The sequence below is a fragment of the Acidimicrobiales bacterium genome (assembly GCA_035512495.1).
In the GTDB taxonomy this organism is placed as follows: domain Bacteria; phylum Actinomycetota; class Acidimicrobiia; order Acidimicrobiales; family CADCSY01; genus DATKDW01.
On sequence record DATKDW010000076.1, the window covers coordinates 1 to 17,512 of the forward strand.

Sequence of the window (17,512 nt, forward strand, 5' to 3'; positions counted from 1 at the left end):
GCCCGCACGGTCGAGGCCGCCTTCGGTGAGGTCGCCAGCGACGAGGAGGTGGCGAAGTGGCGCTCGGTGACGCCATTGGACCGCACCATCGCGGTGGTCGACGAGGGTGAGATCGTGGGCACCGCGGGGGCGTTCTCCTTCGACATGTCGCTCCCGGGCGGCACCGACACCGCGGTCGCCGGCGTCACCGCCGTTTCGGTGCGCCCGACGCACCGCCGGCGGGGCCTGCTGCGCCGGATGATGGATCACCAGCTCGACGACATCGCCGAGCGGGGCGAGGCGGTGGCCATCCTCACCGCGTCCGAGACCGTCCTCTACGGCCGCTACGGCTACGGGCTGGCCGCCTCGTACAGCGGGTGGACCCTGCCGACGCTCGGCACCACTCTGGCTCGCCCTTCCACGGCGCCGGGACGGTGCCGGATCGTCGACGCCGCCGAGGCCCGCAAGGTGCTCCCCGACGTCTACGAGCGGTCGCGCCACCGCCACCCGGGCCAGCTGACTCGGAGCGAGGCGTGGTGGGACCTGCACCTCGCCGACGAGCCGTCGGACCGCAACGGCCTGTCCGCGCTGTTCCACGCCGTCCACGAGGATCCCGCCGGCGTGGCCGACGGGGTCGTCACCTACCGGCGCAAGTCTGCCCACGACCACGGCCTCCCCGCAGCCGAGATCCACGTCCGTCCCGACCTCTACGCCGTCGACGACGAGGTCGAGGTTGCGCTCTGGGAGCTGTTGATCGGCACCGACCTCGTGCGCACGATCCGCACGCACGGCCGGCCCGTCGACGAGGTCCTTCGGTGGCGCCTCGCCGATCCCCGGCGGCTCCAGATCCGGGCCGTGACCGATCACCTCTGGGTGCGGGTGCTCGACGTCGCCGTCGCCCTCGAGGCGCGCCGCTACCCGGTGGATGGACGGCTGGTGCTCGACCTGACCGACCCCTTCCGCCCTGCCAACGACGGCCGGTGGGCGCTCGAGGGCGGCCCGGACGGCGCCACCGCAGGGCGGACGACCGACGATGCCGACTTGGCGCTGTCGGCCGACGACCTGGGGGCCCTCTACCTGGGCGGGGTCAGCGCCACGACCCTCGCCCGGGCGGGCCGGGTCACCGAGCTGCAGCCGGGCGCGCTGGCGAGGGCCGACGTCATCCTCGGCTGGGGCGTTGCCCCGTGGTGTGCCACCGAGTTCTGACCGGCCACTCGGCTGCCAGGCCCACCCCCTCGTAGGGTGGGCACATGAACCTCAAGGACAAGATCGCCAAGGTGGTCACGACCGGGCACGAGGCGGTCTTCAAGGCCTCCGGTGGCCGACTGCTGGGCCGGGTTGCCGGCATGCCCGTGCTGGTGCTGACCACCACCGGGCGTCGGAGCGGCAAGCAGCGAACCACCATGCTCACCGCGCCCATCGTCGAGGACGGCAGGGTCGTGCTCGTCGCCTCCTACGGTGGCGACAGCCGTCACCCCACCTGGTTCCTCAACCTGCGCGACCACCCCGAAGTGCGGGTGCTCATGGACGGCGCCGACCGCCCGATGCGGGCCCGCGTCGCCACCGACGAGGAGAAGGCCGAGCTGTGGCCGAGGATCGTGTCCACCTACAAGGGCTACGCCGGCTACCAGGAGCGCACCGACCGCGACATCCCGCTGGCGATCCTCGAGGGGTAGCCCACCGAGGGTCCCGCCTAAGGGCGTCAGCCGGTCAGGCGCCGGGCTGCTCCGAGATCAGGTGGTGAGCACGACCTTGCCGAAGACGTCGCCGGCGGCGAGCTGCTCGAGGCCGGTGCGGGCGTCGGCCAGCGGGAGCACGGTGTCGATCACCGGCCGGACGCCCGTGACCTCGCAGAACCGTGCCAGGCGGTCGAGCTCGTCGCGGGTGCCCATGGTGGAGCCGATGACCCGCAGCTGCAGGAAGAAGACGCGGTTGAGGTCGGCCGACGGGTCGGCGCCGCTGGTGGCACCGGAGACCACCAGGGTGCCGCCGGGTCGCAGCGACTTGAGGGAGTGGCTCCAGGTGGCCGCCCCCACGGTCTCCATGACGGCATCGACCCGCTCGGGCATCCGGGCGCCGCTCTCGAAGGCCTGGTGGGCGCCGAGCGCGACCGCCTGCGCCCGCTTCTCCTCGCTGCGGCTGGTGACCCAGACGCGGTACCCGGCGGCCTGGCCCAGGGCGATCAGGGCGGTGGACACCCCACCGCCGGCGCCCTGGACGAGCAGGGTGCCGCCGGGGTCGACGGCGGCGTTGGTGAAGATCATCCGGTAGGCGGTGAGCCACGCCGTGGGCAGGCACGCCGCTTCCTCGAACGAGAGGCCGGCCGGCTTGGGCACCACGTTGCGACGGGGGACGGCGACCCGCTCGGCCAGGGTGCCGTCGTGGACCTCGGAGAGGAGCGATCGCTTGGGGTCGAGGGTCTCGTCACCGGACCAACCGGGGGTGGAGATCACCGAGTGGACGATCACCTCGCGGCCGTCCTCGTCGATCCCGGCCGCGTCGCAGCCGAGGACGATCGGCAGGCGATCCGGGTCGATGCCAACGCCCCGCAGCGTCCAGAGGTCGTGGTGGTTCAGCGACGCCGCCCTGACCGTCACGGTCGTCCAGCCCTCCGGGGGCGACGGGTCGGGCCGGTCGCCGATGGCGAGGCCGTCGAGGGGGGTGTCGGGGTTGGTGGCGGTTGCGGTCACGGCGAGCACGGCGCCGACCCTACCGGCGCAGCGGGGAAGCCTCAGGGGCCGGCGCCGGTCACCCAGCGCCACTCGTCGCCGTCGTGGCGACGCACCACCTGGGCGGGGTTGCCCGCCACCACGGTGAGGTCGGGGACGTCGTCGCGCACCACGGCGTTGGCCCCGACCACGGCGTTGCGACCGATGCGGACGTTGCCCACGATCACTGCGCCGATGCCGATCCAGGCCCCCTCGCCGATCTCGACCCGGCGGCCGTCGCGCAGCCCCTGGCGCTTGATGGGGACGGTGGGGTCCTCGTAGATGTGGCCGGTGTCGGAGATGTAGACGCGGTCCGCGATCATCGCCTCGGCCCCGATCCGCACCCCTCCCACCGCAGTGAGGCGCAGGAAGCTTCCTAGGTAGGCGCCGTCGGCGATCTCGACCGTCACGCCCCGTTCGGGCACGAGCGCCTCGATCACGGCGAAGGCGCCGATGTTGACCCAGGAGCCGACGTGCACGCCGCCAGGGTTCACCACCGACAAGACGGGCTGGTGCAGCACGCTGTGGGGCCCGAAGGCAGCGAGCTGGTCGGGGTCGAAGGGCTCCATCATCAAAGGGCTCCAGTCGTGGCGGTAGGCGCCCGGTCGGGTATGGCGAGGGCGCGCAGGAGGAACTCGGCCTGGCCGGCCCGCCCGGCGTCGCCGATGCGGGTGCCCAGGGTGGTGAAGCCGTGATATGCCTCCGGATAGGTGCGAAGCTCGACCGCCACCCCGGCGGCCGCCAGCCGGGCGGCGAGGAACGTGGAGTCGTCGAGGAGTGGGTCGTGCAGCCCGACCGAGACGAGCGTCGGGGGGAGGCCGGCGAGGGAGGCGTAGAGCGGCGACACGTCCGGACGGCGCCGCTCCTCGGCGGTGAGGCCCGGCGTGTAGGCCTCCACGAACCACTCGACTGTCGCCCGGTCGAGGAGGACGGTGCGCTCGGCCGGGGCGCGCACGCTCGGCGTGAGGGAGAGGTCGTAGATCCCGTAGAGCAGGTCGAGGGCACCCACGGCGCCGGCGAGGCCGTCGCCGCGGAGGCGGAGCAGGGCCGACAGGGCGAGGTGGGCGCCCGTGGACTCTGCGGACACAGCGACCCGGTCGCTCCCGAGCTCGCCCTCCGCCCAGTCGATGCACCAGCGGAGGGCCGCCTCACAGTCGTCGACCGCGGCGGGGTGGGGGTCCTCGGGTGCCAGGCGGTGCTCGACGGAGGCCACTGCCAACCCGGTGCGCACGGCGAGGTCCCACAGCGGCTCGTCCTGCTGGTCGGCGGCACCGGTGGTGAAGCCGCCGCCGTGGACGAAGGCGCAGGCGCCCACCGGGTCCGGGGGAACGAGGAGGCGAACCGTCAGATCACCGGCGGGGCCGGGCACGGTGCGGTCCTCGGCTTGGGGGAGCCTGACTGGCCCGGGGAAGGGCCCCCCGCCGGTGGACCGCAGCCGCCGTGCCTCGTCGAGGTCGACCTCCGCGGGCGGGGCTCCACCGGCGAGTGTCGTCGCCAAGCGGTCGTTGGTCGCCCGCGCCTCGGCCAGCGCATCGTCGTCGAAGGGCACCAGCACGGAGGGCATGGTGGCACCTCCCGTCGACCGGAGCGCCCTTCAGGCCCGTAGGCCCGTCACCGCCTCCACGTCGTCGGCCACGAAGCGGTAGCCCCGGCGCACTGCCGTCTCGATGGCACTGCCGGCGGGGCCGAGCCGGCGACGGAGGCGGGCCACGGTGACCTCCACGGCGTGTTCGTCGGCCTCACCCGGACCCCACACCTGGCGCAGCAGGGTGCTCTTGGCCACCACCGTCCCCGGGCGCTCGAGCAGCACGTCGAGCACGGCCCGCTCCCGGTTGGTCAGCGCCACCGCGACGCCGTCGATGACGGCGGTGCTGCCCTGGAGCACGACCACCCGGGAACCGACCACCACTCGGCGACCTCGACCCTCGAGGGCCGAGCACAGGGCGCCGACCATGGCCCCGAGGCGGGCCCGAGGCGGCTCGACCACCCGGGTGAGGCCGTGGCGGGCGGCGACGCCGGCGCACACCGGCCCGACGCAGACGACCAGGATCGGGCCGGCGGCGGCGGCGACCAGCTCGTCGAGGCGGCCCAGCCCCCTTGCCACCCCGAGGAGGTTCTCGAGGGCAGGGGCGCTCGTGAAGGTGACGGCGTCGAGGCGGCCCTCGCAGGCGGCGACCACCAGGCGCTCGGCCGGGCGCAGGTCGTCGGGCAGCGTCCAGCGGTACACGGGGACCTCCACCACGTCGGCGCCCCGAGCCCGCACGGCGTCGCTGAGCGTGGAGGTCTCGCTCCCGTCGAGCTGCACCGCCACCCGCAGGCCGGCCAGGTCGGCGCCGAGGTGCTCGAGCAGCTCGGTCGAGCGCTCGCTCGGTGCCGACCACGCGATCTCCAGGCCCGCTGTGAGGGCGGCGCCGGCCGACTTCGGGCCGCGGGCCAACACCTGGGCGCTCACCAGTGCCGCGAGCAGGTCGTCGTCGAGGCCCTGGCTCTGGGCCGTGGCCATCCAGCCGCGCACCCCGAGCCCCGTGGTGATCAGCACCAGGTCGGGTGGCTCGGCGATCAGGGACTCGGTGGCGTCTCGCAGGGCGTCGGACGCACCCAGGAGGAGGGTGTGGATGGTGGGCGCGTGGACCACGGCGGCGCCCCGGCACTCCAGCAGCTGGGCCTGCTCCTCCCACCGGTGATCGGCGGTGATCCCGACCGAGAAGCCGGTGAGCGGGGAGAGGGCCATTGCATCAGTGTCGGACATCGATGTTTCGCCACCGTTGCCGAGGGATGTCCGCAGGTGTGGTTCGGTCACCGTCGAACGGCTCCGGGGTCACCGCTCCCAGTGGGCGAGGGCGCGGACGGCCACCGCAGCGTGCTTGTACGACGGTTGGCGCGAGTGCGGGTCGACGGTGGGGTGGGTGAGGCGGTTGGTGGCGGCGTCGTGCATGGCGACGAACACCTGGCCCGGCGACACCGTGGCGGTGACGAGTGCTCGAGCTCGCATGGTGCCCCGCGCCGAGGCGACCTCCACCTCGTCGCCGGGGCTCACGCCCGCCACCTCGGCGTCGACCGGGTTCACCTCCACCCATGCTCCCTCGGGAGCCAGGCTGCGCAGCACCGCCGAGGTGGAGGTGCGGGTGCCGGTGTGCCACTGGGCGGCGCTGCCCCGTCCGGTGAGCAGCACCAGCGGAAACCGATCGCTCACGGCCTCCCGGGGGGCACGGGGCACATCGGCCACGAAGTGGGCCCTGCCGTCGGGGTGGAGGAAGCGGCCGTCGGCGAAGAGGCGTCGCTCGTCGCCCGCCACCACCTCGGCGCCGGCGGGGCAGGGCCACTGGATGCCGCCGGCATCGTCGATGTGGCGGTAGCCGTCGATGCCGCTGATGTCGCACGGGCGTCCGGCGGAGAGCTCCTGGAGGATGGCGAATGCAGCCTCGGGGGAGGTCCACCGCTCGAACAGCTCGCCACAGCCCCAGGCGTCGGCCAGCAGGCGGAGGATGGCGAAGTCGGCGAGCGCCTGACCCGGCGCCAGCGACACCGCCTTGATGACCCCCAAGCGGCGCTCCGAGTTGATGAAGGTGCCCTCCTTCTCCCCCCATGCGGCGGCGGGGAGCACCAAATCGGCCCGGCGGGCCGTCTCGGTGGTGGCGTACATGTCCTGGACGACCAGGAGGTCGAGGCGGTCGAGGAGGCCGTCGAGGTCGGTGGAGCTGATCCAGGAGTGCGCCGGGTTGGTGGCGATCACCCACAGGCCGCGGATGGCGCCGGACGCGATGCCCTCCACGATCTGGTCGTAGGCCCACGACGGCCGGTCGGGGATGCGCTCGACGGGGACGTCGAGGATCGACGCGACCTCGGCCCGGTCGCCGGCGTCGGTGAAGGAGCGACCTCCGAACAGGTTGGTGGTGTTGGCGAAGAGGCGTGACCCCATGGCGTTGCACTGGCCGGTGATGGAGTTGGGACCCGTGCCCGGCCGGCCGATGTTGCCGGTCATGAGGGCGAGGCCGATGATCGCCTGGGCGGTGCGCACGGCTTCGTGGCCCTGGTTCACGCCCATCGTCCACCACAGCGACACCCGCTCCCCGGTGCCGATGCTGCGGGCGAGGCCCTCGAGCTGCTCGACGCTGAGGCCGGTTGCCGCGCCCACCCGCTCCACCGTGAAGTCAGCCACCGCCGCCGCCCACGCGTCGTAGCCCTCGGTGTGTGCGGCCACGAACGCCTCGTCGACCCACCCCCGCTCGATGATCAGGCGGGCCACGCCGTAGAGCAGCATCAGGTCGCTCTTGGGGAGCAGCGGGAGGTGGGTGGTGGCCGCCATCGCCGTCTCGGTGACGCGGGGATCGATGACGATGATCTCGGGGTGGTGGGGGTTGCGGGTGATGCGCTCCCAGAGGATGGGGTGGGCGATGCAGAGGTTGGATCCCACCAGGACGATGACGTCGGACGCCTCGAGGTCGGCGTAGGTGTAGGGCGGGGCGTCGAAGCCGAAGCACTCCTTGTAGGCCACCACCGAGCTGGCCATGCACTGGCGGGTGTTGCCGTCGCCGTGGACCATGCCCATGCCGATCTTGGCCACGGCACCGAGGAGGGCCAGCTCCTCGGAGGGCATCTGGCCGGTGCCGAGGAAGGCCACCGAGTCGAGGCCGTGGTCGGCCTGGATCTGCTGGAAGCGACGGGCGAACGTGGTGGTGGCCACCTCCCAGCTCACCGGTTCCAGCCGACCTCCCGGGCCTCGCAGTAGCGGGGTGGTGGCCCGTCCCTGCCCGGACAACGGCGTGAGCGCCTCCCAGCCCTTGGGGCAGGCCATGCCCAGGTTGACGGGGTGGTGGGTGCTCGGGGTGAGCCCCACCGCCTGCCCGTCGCGGAGGTGGACGTCGAGCGAGCATCCGGTGGAGCAGAACCCGCAGATCATCGAGGTGGTGGCGTCGGGGGCCCGGCGCGCGGGGACCTGGCCGATGCCGAAGCCGCCGGGTCGGCGCGACAGGTCGGCGGTGAGCGGGCCGTCGTCCTGGTGGAGGAGCGACCGGAGACGGTCGAGGAGCCTCACGTGGGCGCCCCCGGCATGCGCCTCGGGGTGGAGGCGGTGAAGTGCAGGTTCCGCTCGAGCAGCTCCCCGGCGACGAGGAGTGCGAGGGCGGCGACGGCCAGGGCGACGACGAGCCCGTCGTTCGGCACCGGCGACCGTGCGGTCACCAGCACGGCGACGGGGAGCACCACGCCCCCGAGCGTGCCGGCAGCCAGGCGGCGCACCGAGGTGGACCGCAGGTCGCGGGTCAGCAGCACGGCGGTGCCCCGCAGCTCACCGGAGCCGTGGCGGTGGCGGACCACCGAGGCGTCCAGGAGCAGCTTCGCGATCACCGACGCCACGACGGTGGTGGTGAGGGGCGCCACCAGGGCAGGCGCGCCGTCGGCACCGGCGGCGAGCGAGCTTGCCAGGACGGTGGCGGCACCGCACGACACGGTGGTGAGGGCGAAGCGGGGGCCGGTGGCACCGACCCGCCACCACCGCCGGCCGGTGGCGGCGTAGATCATCACCGAGCACGCCACCCCCGTCACGCCCATGACCACCACCGCGCCGGCGACGGCGGCGCCCGTCGCCGAGGCGAGCGGGACCCCGCCCACGGTGGCGCCCGCGTGGGCGGCGGCGGCACCGGCGAAGGCCACGAAGGCCACGATCTCCCGGCTCAGCCACGAGCGGCGCACGCCGAGCACGGCACGGAATGCCAGGTGCGGGCGCCCGAGGTGCAGCACCGACGCCCCGAGCGCCATCAGCCCGGCGACGAGGGCGCCGACGGCGTTCGACGGCAGCGCCTCGGCGGCGCCTCCGGCGGCCAGGAGCCGAACGGTGAGGTCAACGAGGAAGGCTCCGACGGAGAGCTGGGTCAGCACGAGCATCACCGCCAGGGACGGATGCGCGTGGCCCGGGACCACGGCGGAGGCGTCGGCGGCCACCAGGCCGGGGTCGATCCCGGTCGCCGACCGATAGGTGGTGGTGGGGACGGTGGTCGTCGATGCCGGGGCCCCGGGCACGAGCGGCGTGGCCGCCGCCACGCGCGCAGCAGCCACGTCGACCAGTCCGACGCGGATGGCCCCGTTGGGGCATCCCTGCACGCACGCCGGCGCCTCGCCCGCGGCCAGGCGGTCGGTGCAGAGGTCGCACTTGCGCACGATGCCGAGGCGAGCGCTCATGGTGGGCACCTCGTACGGGCAGGTCCAGGTGCAGTACCCGCACCCGATGCACTGGTCGTCGAGGTGGCGGACGATCCCGGTGGTTGGGTCCTTGACGTACGCCTCGACGGGGCAGCCCTGGAGGCAGGCGGGCTCCACGCAGTGGTGGCAAGCGGTGGTGACGTGCTGCTGGACCGCCGGGCCGCCGGACCCGCCGTGGAGCAGGCCCACCGAGCGCCAGGACTCCTCGTCCTCCAGTCCGTTGAGCTGGTGGCAGGCGGTGACGCACGCCTTGCACCCGGTGCAGGCGTCGAGATCGACCTCGAAGCCGTACTGCTGGCCCGGCCCGGGCGCCGTGAGGGGGATGAGATCGCGGTAGTACCGGGCGTGGGCGGGCACGGTCCCCGACTCGTGGCGTTGGGTGAAGCGCGCCACCGCCCGCAGGTCGCCCTGGGCGGCGAGCCAGTGGTCGAGGGGCGTCGACGGTGCCTGCTCCCCGGTCGGCGCCGGGCGGGACAGCTGCGCCCCGGCAAGGCTGGTGGCGGCCGCCGTCACGAGCTGGTCACAGCCACTCGCCGCTCCTCGGCGGCGGGGATGGCCACGGCGGACAGGTCCACGATCTCGTCGCCTGGGTCCTCGGCCGCCAGCTCGGCGTCGAAGGCGCCGTCGGGCTCGGGCAGGAAGGCGCAGGCCACGCTGCCGAGGACGGAGGCGGCGGCGATCACGATGAAGAACACCGCGGGGCTCACGAAGAGGAAGACGGTGAGGAAGCAGACCGCTCCCACGTTCCCGTAGGCCCCGACCATGCCGGAGATCTGGCCCCCGACACGCCGCTTGACGAGGGGGACGATGGCGTAGGTGGCGCCCTCGCCCGCCTGCACGAAGAACGAGCACGCCATGGTGACGGCCATGGCGACGGGCACGGGCCACGACGGCCCGAGGGCGGCCATGGCCAGGTAGCCCACGGTGAGGCCGACGAGGAGGGCCCGCAGGGTCTGGCGGCGGCTGCCGAGCAGGTCGGAGAGGAGGCCGCCGGCGGGTCGGGCCACCAGGTTCATGAAGGCGAAGCCGCTCGCTGCCGCACCGGCGAGGGCCGGCCCGAGCCCCCACGTGTCGGCGAAGAACAGCGGGAGCATGGAGACGACGGCCAGCTCGGATCCGAACGTGCAGGCGTAGGCGACGCACAGGATGGCCACGGAGCGGAAGGGGTAGCGGTCGCCCTCGGGGTACTCGTCGGCGAGGGCGGGTCGGTTCACCACGATCACCCGCTGGAGCTGCAGCGCCAGCAGGGCGACGAGGGAGATGCCCACCACCCAGAGCCCGGTTGTGGGTAGCACGTCCACCCGCCACACGCGCCAGGCGATGAGCCCGAGCACCCCGGTGAGGGGCACGGTCAGGGCAGCCAGGCCCCACACGGCGCCGGGCCCGGTGACCTCGAGGGCCCCCTGCCGCCGGGGTCGGGCGTAGCTGCGCCCCTCGGGGGTGTCGCTGACCGACCGCAGGTAGACGAGGCCGTAGGTGGCGGCGACGACGCCGGTCGCCGCCGTGGCCCAGCGCCACCCGGAGTCGCCTCCAACGACGCCGGCGAGCAGGGGGAGGGAGAAGGCGGCCGCCGCCGACCCGAAGTTGCCCCAGCCGCCGTAGACCCCTTCGGCCATCCCGACCTCGCGGGGCGGGAACCACTCCGAGACCATGCGGATGCCCACCACGAAGCCGGCGCCCACCAGGCCGGTGGCAAGGCGGCTCACCACGAGGGTGGTGAAGGTGGTGGCGGTGGCGAAGAGCAGGCAGGGCACCAGGCTGTACAGGAGGATGGCGCCGAAGACCCGGCGGGGCCCGTAGCGGTCGAGGGCCATGCCGATGAGGATCCGCGCCGGCACCGTGAGCGCCACGTTGCACAGGGCCAGGGTGCCGAGCTGACCGGTGGAGAGGTCGAGCTGGTCGCCGATGGTGGAGGCGAAGGGCGCGAAGTTGAACCACACCACGAACGACAGGAAGAAGGCGAACCAGGTCAGGTGGAGGGTGCGGTGCCGGCCCTGGAAGGAGCAGAGGCCGGCGATCCGGGCCGACGCCCGGTCGCCGGCGACGGCGCGGGGGGAGGGTGCGGTCGGGGGCATGGCGGCGATCGTGCCCGGGGCGCGTTTCCCCTCGGGTTCGGCCGGGTTACGCCTCGTCGACGTCCGCCTCGCCACACCGGCGGGCCGGTGTGAGGGACCTCGCAGCGGCTACGGCCCGGTGTGCGTGGCCGTTCACCGAGCCGTCCCACGGCGGCAACCGACGGGTGACGCAGCGTCCGTACGTTCGTCCCATGCAGTCGAAGCAGACGGTGGTCGTGATCGGCAACGGGATGGTGGGCCAGAAGCTCCTCGACGTGCTCGTGGAGGACGGGGCCACCGACAGGTGGGACGTGGTGGCCTTCGGTGAGGAGCGCCACCTGGCCTACGACCGGGTGAACCTCAGCGCCTACGTCGCCGGCGCGTCGGCCGCCGAGCTGAACCTGGCGGCGCCCGAGGTGGTCGGCCACCCGGCGGTGCGCATGGTGGTGGGCGACCGTGTGGTCGCCATCGACCGCGACGCCCGGACCGTCACCGCCGAGTCGGGCCAGGTCGTCTGCTACGACGCCCTCGTCCTCGCCACCGGGTCCACCCCCTTCGTGCCGCCGGTGGCCGGCGGAGACGGGCCCGGGTGCTTCGTCTACCGGACCCTCGACGACCTCGACGCCATCATCGCCCATGCCCCCGACTGCGGCACAGGGGTGGTGATCGGCGGCGGGCTGCTCGGCCTGGAGGCGGCCAACGCCCTGCGCCAGCTCGGGCTCGAGACCCATGTGGTGGAGTTCGCCCCCCGGCTCATGCCCGTGCAGGTGGACGACGCCGGCGGCTCGGTGCTGCGGTCGGCCATCGAGGCGATCGGCATCGGGGTGCACACGGCCAAGGTCACCACCGAGGTTCGCCGCGACGGCGACCGGGTCACCGGGCTGGCCTTCGCCGACGGCACCGACCTGGTCGCCGACCTGGTGGTGTACTCCGCCGGGATCCGCCCCCGGGACGACCTGGCCCGCAGCTGCGGCCTCGAGGTGGGGGAGCGCGGCGGTGTCGTCGTCGACGACGCCTGCCGCACCGCCGACCCGCGCGTGTACGCCGTCGGTGAGTGCGCCAGCCACCAGGGTCGGGTGTACGGCCTGGTTGCCCCCGGCTACTCGATGGCCCGGGTCGTGGCCGACCGCCTGACCGGCGGCGATGCGACGTTCACCGGCGCCGACCTGTCGACCAAGCTCAAGCTCCTCGGCGTCGACGTGGCCTCCTTCGGCGATGCCCACGCCACCACCCCCGGGGCTCGGATTCTCACGTGGCACGACGCCTGCCCCTCCGATCCGTCGGTGGCGACCTACAAGAAGCTGGTGGTGAGCGGGGACGGCCTACGGCTCCTCGGGGGGATGCTGGTCGGCGACGCCTCCGACTACGCGTCCCTCCACCAGCTGCACGCCTCCGGCGCGACGCTGCCCGCCCACCCCGAGCTGCTGGTGCTGCCGTCGCTCGCCGGCGCGTCGTCGCCCCTGCCCGGTGCCGGCGCCATGGACGACGGCGCCACCGTCTGCACTTGCAACAACGTCACCAAGGGCGCCATCTGCGCCGCCATCACCGACTGCGCCCTCACGACCGTCGGCGAGGTGAGGGACGCCACCCGGGCCGGCTCCACCTGCGGCTCGTGCACCCCCCTGATCAGCGGCATCCTCGACGACGAGCTGACCCGGGCAGGCGTCGCGGTCGACCGGAGCCTCTGCGAGCACTTCCCCCACACCCGCCAGGAGCTCTTCGACATCGTGCGCGTCCGCCGGGTCCGCACCTTCGCCGAGCTGGTGGCGGGCTGGGGCACCGGCCGGGGCTGCGCGGTGTGCAAGCCGGCCGTGGCCTCGATGCTGGCCACGCTGTGGAACGAGCACGTGCTCGACCGCGACCACGCCTCCCTCCAGGACACCAACGACCGCTTCCTCGCCAACCTGCAGCGGGACGGCACCTACTCGGTGGTCCCCCGCGTGCCCGGCGGGGAGATCACCCCTGAGCGGCTGATCGTGCTCGGTGAGGTGGCCCGCGACTACGACCTCTACACCAAGGTCACGGGCGGACAGCGCATCGACCTCTTCGGGGCCCGCCTCGACCAGCTCCCGTCGATCTGGCGGCGGTTGGTCGACGCCGGCTTCGAGTCTGGCCACGCCTACGGCAAGTCGCTGCGGACGGTGAAGTCCTGCGTCGGGCGTTCGTGGTGCCGCTACGGGGTGCAGGACTCGACCAGCCTGGCCATCGCCCTCGAAGAGCGGTACCGGGGGCTGCGCTCACCGCACAAGCTGAAGCTGGCGGTGTCGGGGTGCTCTCGGGAGTGCGCCGAGGCCCAGGGCAAGGACGTGGGCGTCATCGCCACCGAGGCCGGCTGGAACCTCTACGTCGGAGGCAACGGGGGGATGAAGCCCCAGCACGCGGTGCTGCTGGCCACCGACCTCGACACGGCGACGCTCGTCCGGTACATCGATCGCTTCCTCATGTTCTACGTGCGCACCGCCGACCGGCTGGAGCGCACGGCCACCTGGCTCAACAAGCTCGACGGCGGCCTCGAGCACCTGCGCCGAGTGGTGGTCGATGACTCGCTGGGCCTCGCCGCCGAGCTGGAGGCGGCCATGGACCACCACGTCGACACCTACCGCTGCGAGTGGGCCGCGACCCTCGACGACCCGGCCAAGCTGGCCATGTTCACGCCCTTCGTGAACGAGCCGGAGGCGGTGGAGGTCGATCTCGCCTACGTCCGCGAGCGAGGCCAGCGCCGGCCGGCCTCGGCCGAGGAGCGCGCCGCCTCCGAGGTCGCCGTGACCGTGACGGCGGGGGTGGGTGGACGATGAGCGCCGGCACCGAGGTGACGACCACGTGGGTGGCGGTCTGCCCGGCCGAGCAGATCGTGCCCGAGACGGGCGTGTGCGCCCTGGTCGAGGGCGAACAGGTGGCGGTGTTCCGCCTGGCCGACGGCAGCGTGTGGGCCCTCGGCAACCTCGATCCCTTCAGCGGCGCCTCGGTGATGGCCCGGGGGATCGTCGGCGACCGCGCCGGCGTCCCCGTGGTCGCCTCACCGGTCTACAAGCAGTGCTTCGACCTCCGCACCGGCGCGTGCCTCGACGACCCCTCGGTGGCCCTCCCGGCCCACCGGACCGAGGTGGTCGAGGGGGTGGTCCTGGTGGCGGCCCAGGAGGGCATGGCTACCTGACGTCCTGGGTCGAGAGGCGGCGCACGGTGAGGGCCACCGCGGCGGCGGCGGCCAAGAGCGGGACGGTCACCCCGGTGGCCATGGTGACGTCGGCCAGCCGCTCCGGTCCGTCAGCCAGGAGGGTCAAGACGCTCCGGGTGTGGCTGCGGATGGCGAGCTGTGACGCCGCCGAGCCGGCCCGGGCCACGAAGCCCTCCCACACGAGGATGTAGGCCAGGCCCCACACCAGGGCCCGCTGCACCCGCAGCCCCAGGAGGGTGAACACCGCGGTGTAGGCCACCGCTGCCAGCGCGACCGACGCGACGGTCGCGGTGACGAGCTCGGCACCCCCGCCGGTCAGCGCGGCGGCCAGAGCGAGTGGCATGACAGCGACCGGCACCACCACGGTGAGCGACGACGCCAGCGCCACCGCGACGATCCGCCAGCGGGCGATGGGCCGCAACCACAGGTAGACGAGGGTGCCGTCCTCGTTGGGCTCGCCCAGCACCGTCGCCGCCAGCACCAGGCTGGTGACCGGCACGAAGAGGGACAGGCCGAACGTGGAGATCAGGATCGTGCCCTCGTCGAGCGGGTCGGCGGCGGTGGAGGCGCCGATGGCCACACCGAGGAGCACGCCGACGAGGCCCAGCCCGCACAGGGCCAGCACCCGGCCGGTGGTCGCCTGGTTCCGCAGGAGGAGCCGGTACAGCGCCGTCATCGGGGCTCCACCAGGTAGCGGAACACGCTCTCGAGGTCGTCGTCGAGGGGCACCAGCTCGAGGAGGCGGGCGCCGGCCTCCACCGCGGCGGGCGCCACGCCACGCCGGAAGGCGGCCACGTCGGTGACGTCGACCAGCACGGTGCCGGCACCGTCGAGCCGGACGCCGGCGACGAGTCCGGAGGCGACCAGGGCGGCGGCGAGCTCGCGGGGCCGGTCGGAGCGCAGGCGGAGGCGGTGGGGCCGGGTGTCCATGAGCTCGCGGATGGCGCGGAAGTCGCCCTCGGCGGCGAGTCGGCCCTGGGCGATGACCAGCACCCGGGACCCGAAGCGCTCGACCTCTTCCAGCACGTGGCTGGAGACGAGCACGCAGCGGCCCGACGCCGCGATGCGGGTCACGAGGCCGATGAGGTGGAGGCGCTGGCGGGGGTCGAGGCCCTCGAGGGGCTCGTCGAGGAGCAACACGTCGGGCTGGTGGACGATGGCCTGCGCCACCTTGAGCCGCTGGCGCATGCCCTTGGAGTAGGTGGCGAGCGGCCGGTCGTCGCTCCCGTCGAGCTCGACCTCGCTCAGGGCCCGTTCGGTCGCCTCCCCGGGCGCGTCGAGGCCGTGGAGGTCGGCGGCGAGGCGGACGAAGGCCGGTCCGCTGAGACGGTCGAAGAGGGCTTCTTGCTGGGGGACGAGGCCGATGCGCCGGTACAGCGCCGGCGAGCCGTGCGGCGCCTGGCCGAGGACGCGGACCGTCCCCTGCGACGGCGGCGTGAGCCCGCTGATCATCCGGAGCAACGTCGACTTGCCGGCCCCGTTGGGCCCGAGGAGGGCGGTCACGCCGGGGCCGACCCGGCACGTCACCTCCGACACCGCGACCACATCGCCGAACCACTTCGATGCCCGCTCGACCTCGATCATCGCGCTACCTGCAGGCGGCGGTAGCGGCCCCAGACCACGCCGGCGGCGGCCGCCGTCCACGCAAAGGTGGCGGCGACCAGCTCGAGGGTGGCGATGGCGGGCTCCTCGCCGACTTGGCCGTAGATGCGCTGCACCAGCTCGAAGGGCAGGAAGAAGAGGTTGAGCAGTTGGATGCGGGTGTCGCCCCCGATGCCCACGAGCGTGCTCGCGGCCGACGCCGACACCAGGAGCAGGAGGATGACGGCCGCCGACGCCACCGCTCGGCGGTCGGTGAGGCTGGCGGCCGCCAGGGAGATCGCCGTGTACGCCACCGAGATCACCACGCCGCCGGCCACCATGCGGGCGAGGATCCCGAGGAAGTCGACCATGCCGTCGGGCCCGGCGTCGGCGAAGGTGAGCCCCACCAGGAGCAACAGCAGCGGCCCGAGGGTCACCAGCGCCAGCACCGGGGCCACGGCGAGGACCTTGGCCCCGAGGTAGGTGGCCCGGGTGAGGGGTGACGCCAGGTAGAGGCCGAGCATGCCGTTGCGCCGGTCGGTGCACAGCACCTCCGGGCCGACCAGGGCCACGAAGATGATGATGGCGGCGCTGATGAAGCCGTAGTAGTCGGCGTAGGTGGGCAGGAGGCCGGTGTCTGTTGCGAGGTTCTCGGGGAGGAGCGCGGCCACGCCGACGAACACCGCGGCGGGCAGGTAGGCGATCAGGACCGAGAGAGCGGGGAAGACCTTCGCCCACGGGGAGCGCTTGAGGCCGAGGGCGCGCAGCACGCTGTGCCAGGCCAGGCTGCGCACCGCGCCCCTGGTCCCGCTCCGCGGACCGTCGTAGGGGCGGTAGCCGCGGTCGACGATGCGGGCGTCAGCCACGGCCGGCCTCGCCCGTCGCCGCGCCGGAGGCGAGGAAGACCTCCTCGAGGGTGGTGGTGCGGGGGGCGAGGCGCCGCAGGGGCACGCCGGCGCGGGCGGCGGCGTCGCGGACCGCGTCGGCGGCGGTGCCGGCGTCGCCGGCGACCACGAGCCGCGGTCCGTCCTGCTCGACGGGGAGCTCCGGGGCCACGGCGGCCAGCGCCACCAGGAGCGTGTGAGCCGAGTCGGCGTCGACGACATCGACCGCGAGCCCCCGTTCGGCACCCCGGAGCGCATCGAGGGAGCCGGAGGCGGCGACGACCCCGTCGCCGAGGATCACCACCGCGTCGCAGGTGCGCTCCACCTCCTCGAGGAGGTGCGACGACAGGACCACGTCGATCCCGATGTCGTGGCTGATGCGCCTGATGAGGGCCAGCATCTCGTCGCGCTGGACCGGGTCGAGGCCGTTGGTGGGCTCGTCCAGGAGGAGGAGGGCGGGGTCGTGGGCGAGGGCGGCGGCGAGCTTCACCCGCTGGCGCTGGCCCGTCGACATCGTCCCGACGGGTCGGAAGCGCTCCTCGCCCAGACCCACCTGCCACAGGGCGTCGCTGGCCCGCCCCACCGCCTCCCGGTGGGGGAGGCCGTGCACCTCCGCCAGGTGCCTGACGAGGTCGTGGGCCCGTTCGTCGCCGGGGAGGGCGTCGTACTCGGGCGCGTAGCCGATGCGCTCGCGCACCGCCGGGCCGGCCACGGTGGGGTCGAGGCCGAGGACCTGCAGCGTCCCTTCGTCGGGCCGGTGGAACCCGAGCAGCAGGCCGAGGAGGGTCGTCTTGCCGGCACCGTTGGCGCCGAGGAGGCCGGTCACGCCGGAGTGCACCTCGAACGTGGCGCCGGCGAGGGCGGTCGTGGCGCCCCAGCACTTCACCACCCCCTGGGCCAACACGACGGTCATCGGCGCCGACGCTACCGGTC

15 protein-coding genes are annotated in these 17,512 nt (G+C 73.7%); 4 read left to right on the forward strand and 11 right to left on the reverse strand.

What is annotated here, in order from left to right; genetic code table 11:
• Together VMN58_11150 and VMN58_11155 are read left to right on the forward strand one after the other, a co-directional pair.
• Positions 1–1,185: GNAT family N-acetyltransferase (locus tag VMN58_11150; GenBank protein HUF33750.1), on the forward strand; the 1,185-nt coding region annotated here is incomplete at its 5' end.
• Between the two features lie 44 nt (positions 1,186–1,229).
• Complete coding sequence (locus tag VMN58_11155; protein HUF33751.1) at positions 1,230–1,655, forward strand: nitroreductase family deazaflavin-dependent oxidoreductase; 426 nt, start codon at positions 1,230–1,232, stop codon at positions 1,653–1,655.
• Positions 1,656–1,712: 57 nt separating this feature from the next.
• Here VMN58_11155 and VMN58_11160 read toward each other — a convergent pair whose 3' ends face one another.
• The 7 genes from VMN58_11160 to VMN58_11190 form a co-directional block, all read right to left on the reverse strand.
• Positions 1,713–2,678, reverse strand: a complete 966-nt coding sequence (locus VMN58_11160) for a zinc-binding dehydrogenase (GenBank protein HUF33752.1) — start codon at positions 2,676–2,678, stop codon at positions 1,713–1,715.
• A 32-nt stretch (positions 2,679–2,710) separates the two neighbouring features.
• On the reverse strand, positions 2,711–3,256 hold the full coding sequence (locus VMN58_11165) for an acyltransferase (GenBank protein HUF33753.1): 546 nt from the start codon (positions 3,254–3,256) through the stop codon (positions 2,711–2,713).
• 2 nt (positions 3,257–3,258) lie between these two features.
• A complete protein-coding gene (locus tag VMN58_11170; protein ID HUF33754.1) occupies positions 3,259–4,242 on the reverse strand; it encodes an alpha/beta hydrolase fold domain-containing protein in 984 nt (327 codons plus the stop codon).
• Between the two features lie 39 nt (positions 4,243–4,281).
• Positions 4,282–5,418 (reverse strand): uroporphyrinogen-III synthase, encoded by a 1,137-nt coding sequence (locus VMN58_11175; protein HUF33755.1) that lies wholly within the window; start codon positions 5,416–5,418, stop codon positions 4,282–4,284.
• A gap of 87 nt (positions 5,419–5,505) precedes the next feature.
• Positions 5,506–7,722 (reverse strand): nitrate reductase, encoded by a 2,217-nt coding sequence (locus VMN58_11180; protein HUF33756.1) that lies wholly within the window; start codon positions 7,720–7,722, stop codon positions 5,506–5,508.
• The gene (locus VMN58_11185; GenBank protein ID HUF33757.1) at positions 7,719–9,398 is read right to left on the reverse strand and encodes a DmsC/YnfH family molybdoenzyme membrane anchor subunit; all 1,680 of its coding nucleotides are present in this window, start codon (positions 9,396–9,398) and stop codon (positions 7,719–7,721) included. Before VMN58_11185 ends, VMN58_11180 begins: the two co-directional genes overlap by 4 nt.
• Positions 9,395–10,960: a NarK family nitrate/nitrite MFS transporter gene (locus VMN58_11190; GenBank protein ID HUF33758.1), complete on the reverse strand. Its 1,566-nt coding sequence runs from the start codon at positions 10,958–10,960 to the stop codon at positions 9,395–9,397. Before VMN58_11190 ends, VMN58_11185 begins: the two co-directional genes overlap by 4 nt.
• 191 nt (positions 10,961–11,151) lie before the next feature.
• On the opposite strand from VMN58_11190, the gene nirB reads away from it, so the two are divergent.
• Both nirB and nirD read left to right on the forward strand, forming a co-directional pair.
• Positions 11,152–13,734, forward strand: coding sequence for a nitrite reductase large subunit NirB (nirB, locus tag VMN58_11195; GenBank protein HUF33759.1), 2,583 nt, complete (start codon positions 11,152–11,154; stop codon positions 13,732–13,734).
• The gene (nirD, locus tag VMN58_11200) at positions 13,731–14,093 is read left to right on the forward strand and encodes a nitrite reductase small subunit NirD (protein HUF33760.1); all 363 of its coding nucleotides are present in this window, start codon (positions 13,731–13,733) and stop codon (positions 14,091–14,093) included. Before nirB ends, nirD begins: the two co-directional genes overlap by 4 nt.
• On the opposite strand, the gene VMN58_11205 is transcribed toward nirD, so the two are convergent.
• Genes VMN58_11205 through VMN58_11220 form a run of 4 tightly spaced genes read right to left on the reverse strand, consistent with a single transcriptional unit; the run spans position 14,086 to position 17,492 of the window.
• A complete protein-coding gene (locus VMN58_11205) occupies positions 14,086–14,790 on the reverse strand; it encodes a hypothetical protein (protein ID HUF33761.1) in 705 nt (234 codons plus the stop codon). The two genes, nirD and VMN58_11205, sit on opposite strands and share 8 nt — an antisense overlap.
• Entirely contained in the window at positions 14,787–15,698 is a 912-nt protein-coding gene (locus tag VMN58_11210) for an ABC transporter ATP-binding protein (protein HUF33762.1), read from the reverse strand. Before VMN58_11210 ends, VMN58_11205 begins: the two co-directional genes overlap by 4 nt.
• Positions 15,695–16,561 (reverse strand): ABC transporter permease, encoded by an 867-nt coding sequence (locus VMN58_11215; protein HUF33763.1) that lies wholly within the window; start codon positions 16,559–16,561, stop codon positions 15,695–15,697. The genes VMN58_11210 and VMN58_11215 overlap by 4 nt, the downstream gene beginning before the upstream one ends.
• Positions 16,554–17,492 (reverse strand): ABC transporter ATP-binding protein, encoded by a 939-nt coding sequence (locus VMN58_11220; protein HUF33764.1) that lies wholly within the window; start codon positions 17,490–17,492, stop codon positions 16,554–16,556. Before VMN58_11220 ends, VMN58_11215 begins: the two co-directional genes overlap by 8 nt.
• Between the last annotated feature and the right edge of the window lie 20 nt (positions 17,493–17,512).

Excerpts from the sequence above, each read along its gene's own strand:
- VMN58_11155 (HUF33751.1), top strand. The coding sequence starts at position 1,230 with ATGAACCTCAAGGACAAGATCGCCAAGGTGGTCACGACCGGGCACGAG.
- VMN58_11165 (HUF33753.1), bottom strand. The coding sequence starts at position 3,256 with ATGGAGCCCTTCGACCCCGACCAGCTCGCTGCCTTCGGGCCCCACAGC.
- VMN58_11175 (HUF33755.1), bottom strand. The coding sequence starts at position 5,418 with ATGGCCCTCTCCCCGCTCACCGGCTTCTCGGTCGGGATCACCGCCGAT.
- VMN58_11190 (HUF33758.1), bottom strand. The coding sequence starts at position 10,960 with ATGCCCCCGACCGCACCCTCCCCCCGCGCCGTCGCCGGCGACCGGGCG.
- nirB (HUF33759.1), top strand. The coding sequence starts at position 11,152 with ATGCAGTCGAAGCAGACGGTGGTCGTGATCGGCAACGGGATGGTGGGC.
- nirD (HUF33760.1), top strand. The coding sequence starts at position 13,731 with ATGAGCGCCGGCACCGAGGTGACGACCACGTGGGTGGCGGTCTGCCCG.
- VMN58_11205 (HUF33761.1), bottom strand. The coding sequence starts at position 14,790 with ATGACGGCGCTGTACCGGCTCCTCCTGCGGAACCAGGCGACCACCGGC.
- VMN58_11210 (HUF33762.1), bottom strand. The coding sequence starts at position 15,698 with ATGATCGAGGTCGAGCGGGCATCGAAGTGGTTCGGCGATGTGGTCGCG.
- VMN58_11220 (HUF33764.1), bottom strand. The coding sequence starts at position 17,492 with ATGACCGTCGTGTTGGCCCAGGGGGTGGTGAAGTGCTGGGGCGCCACG.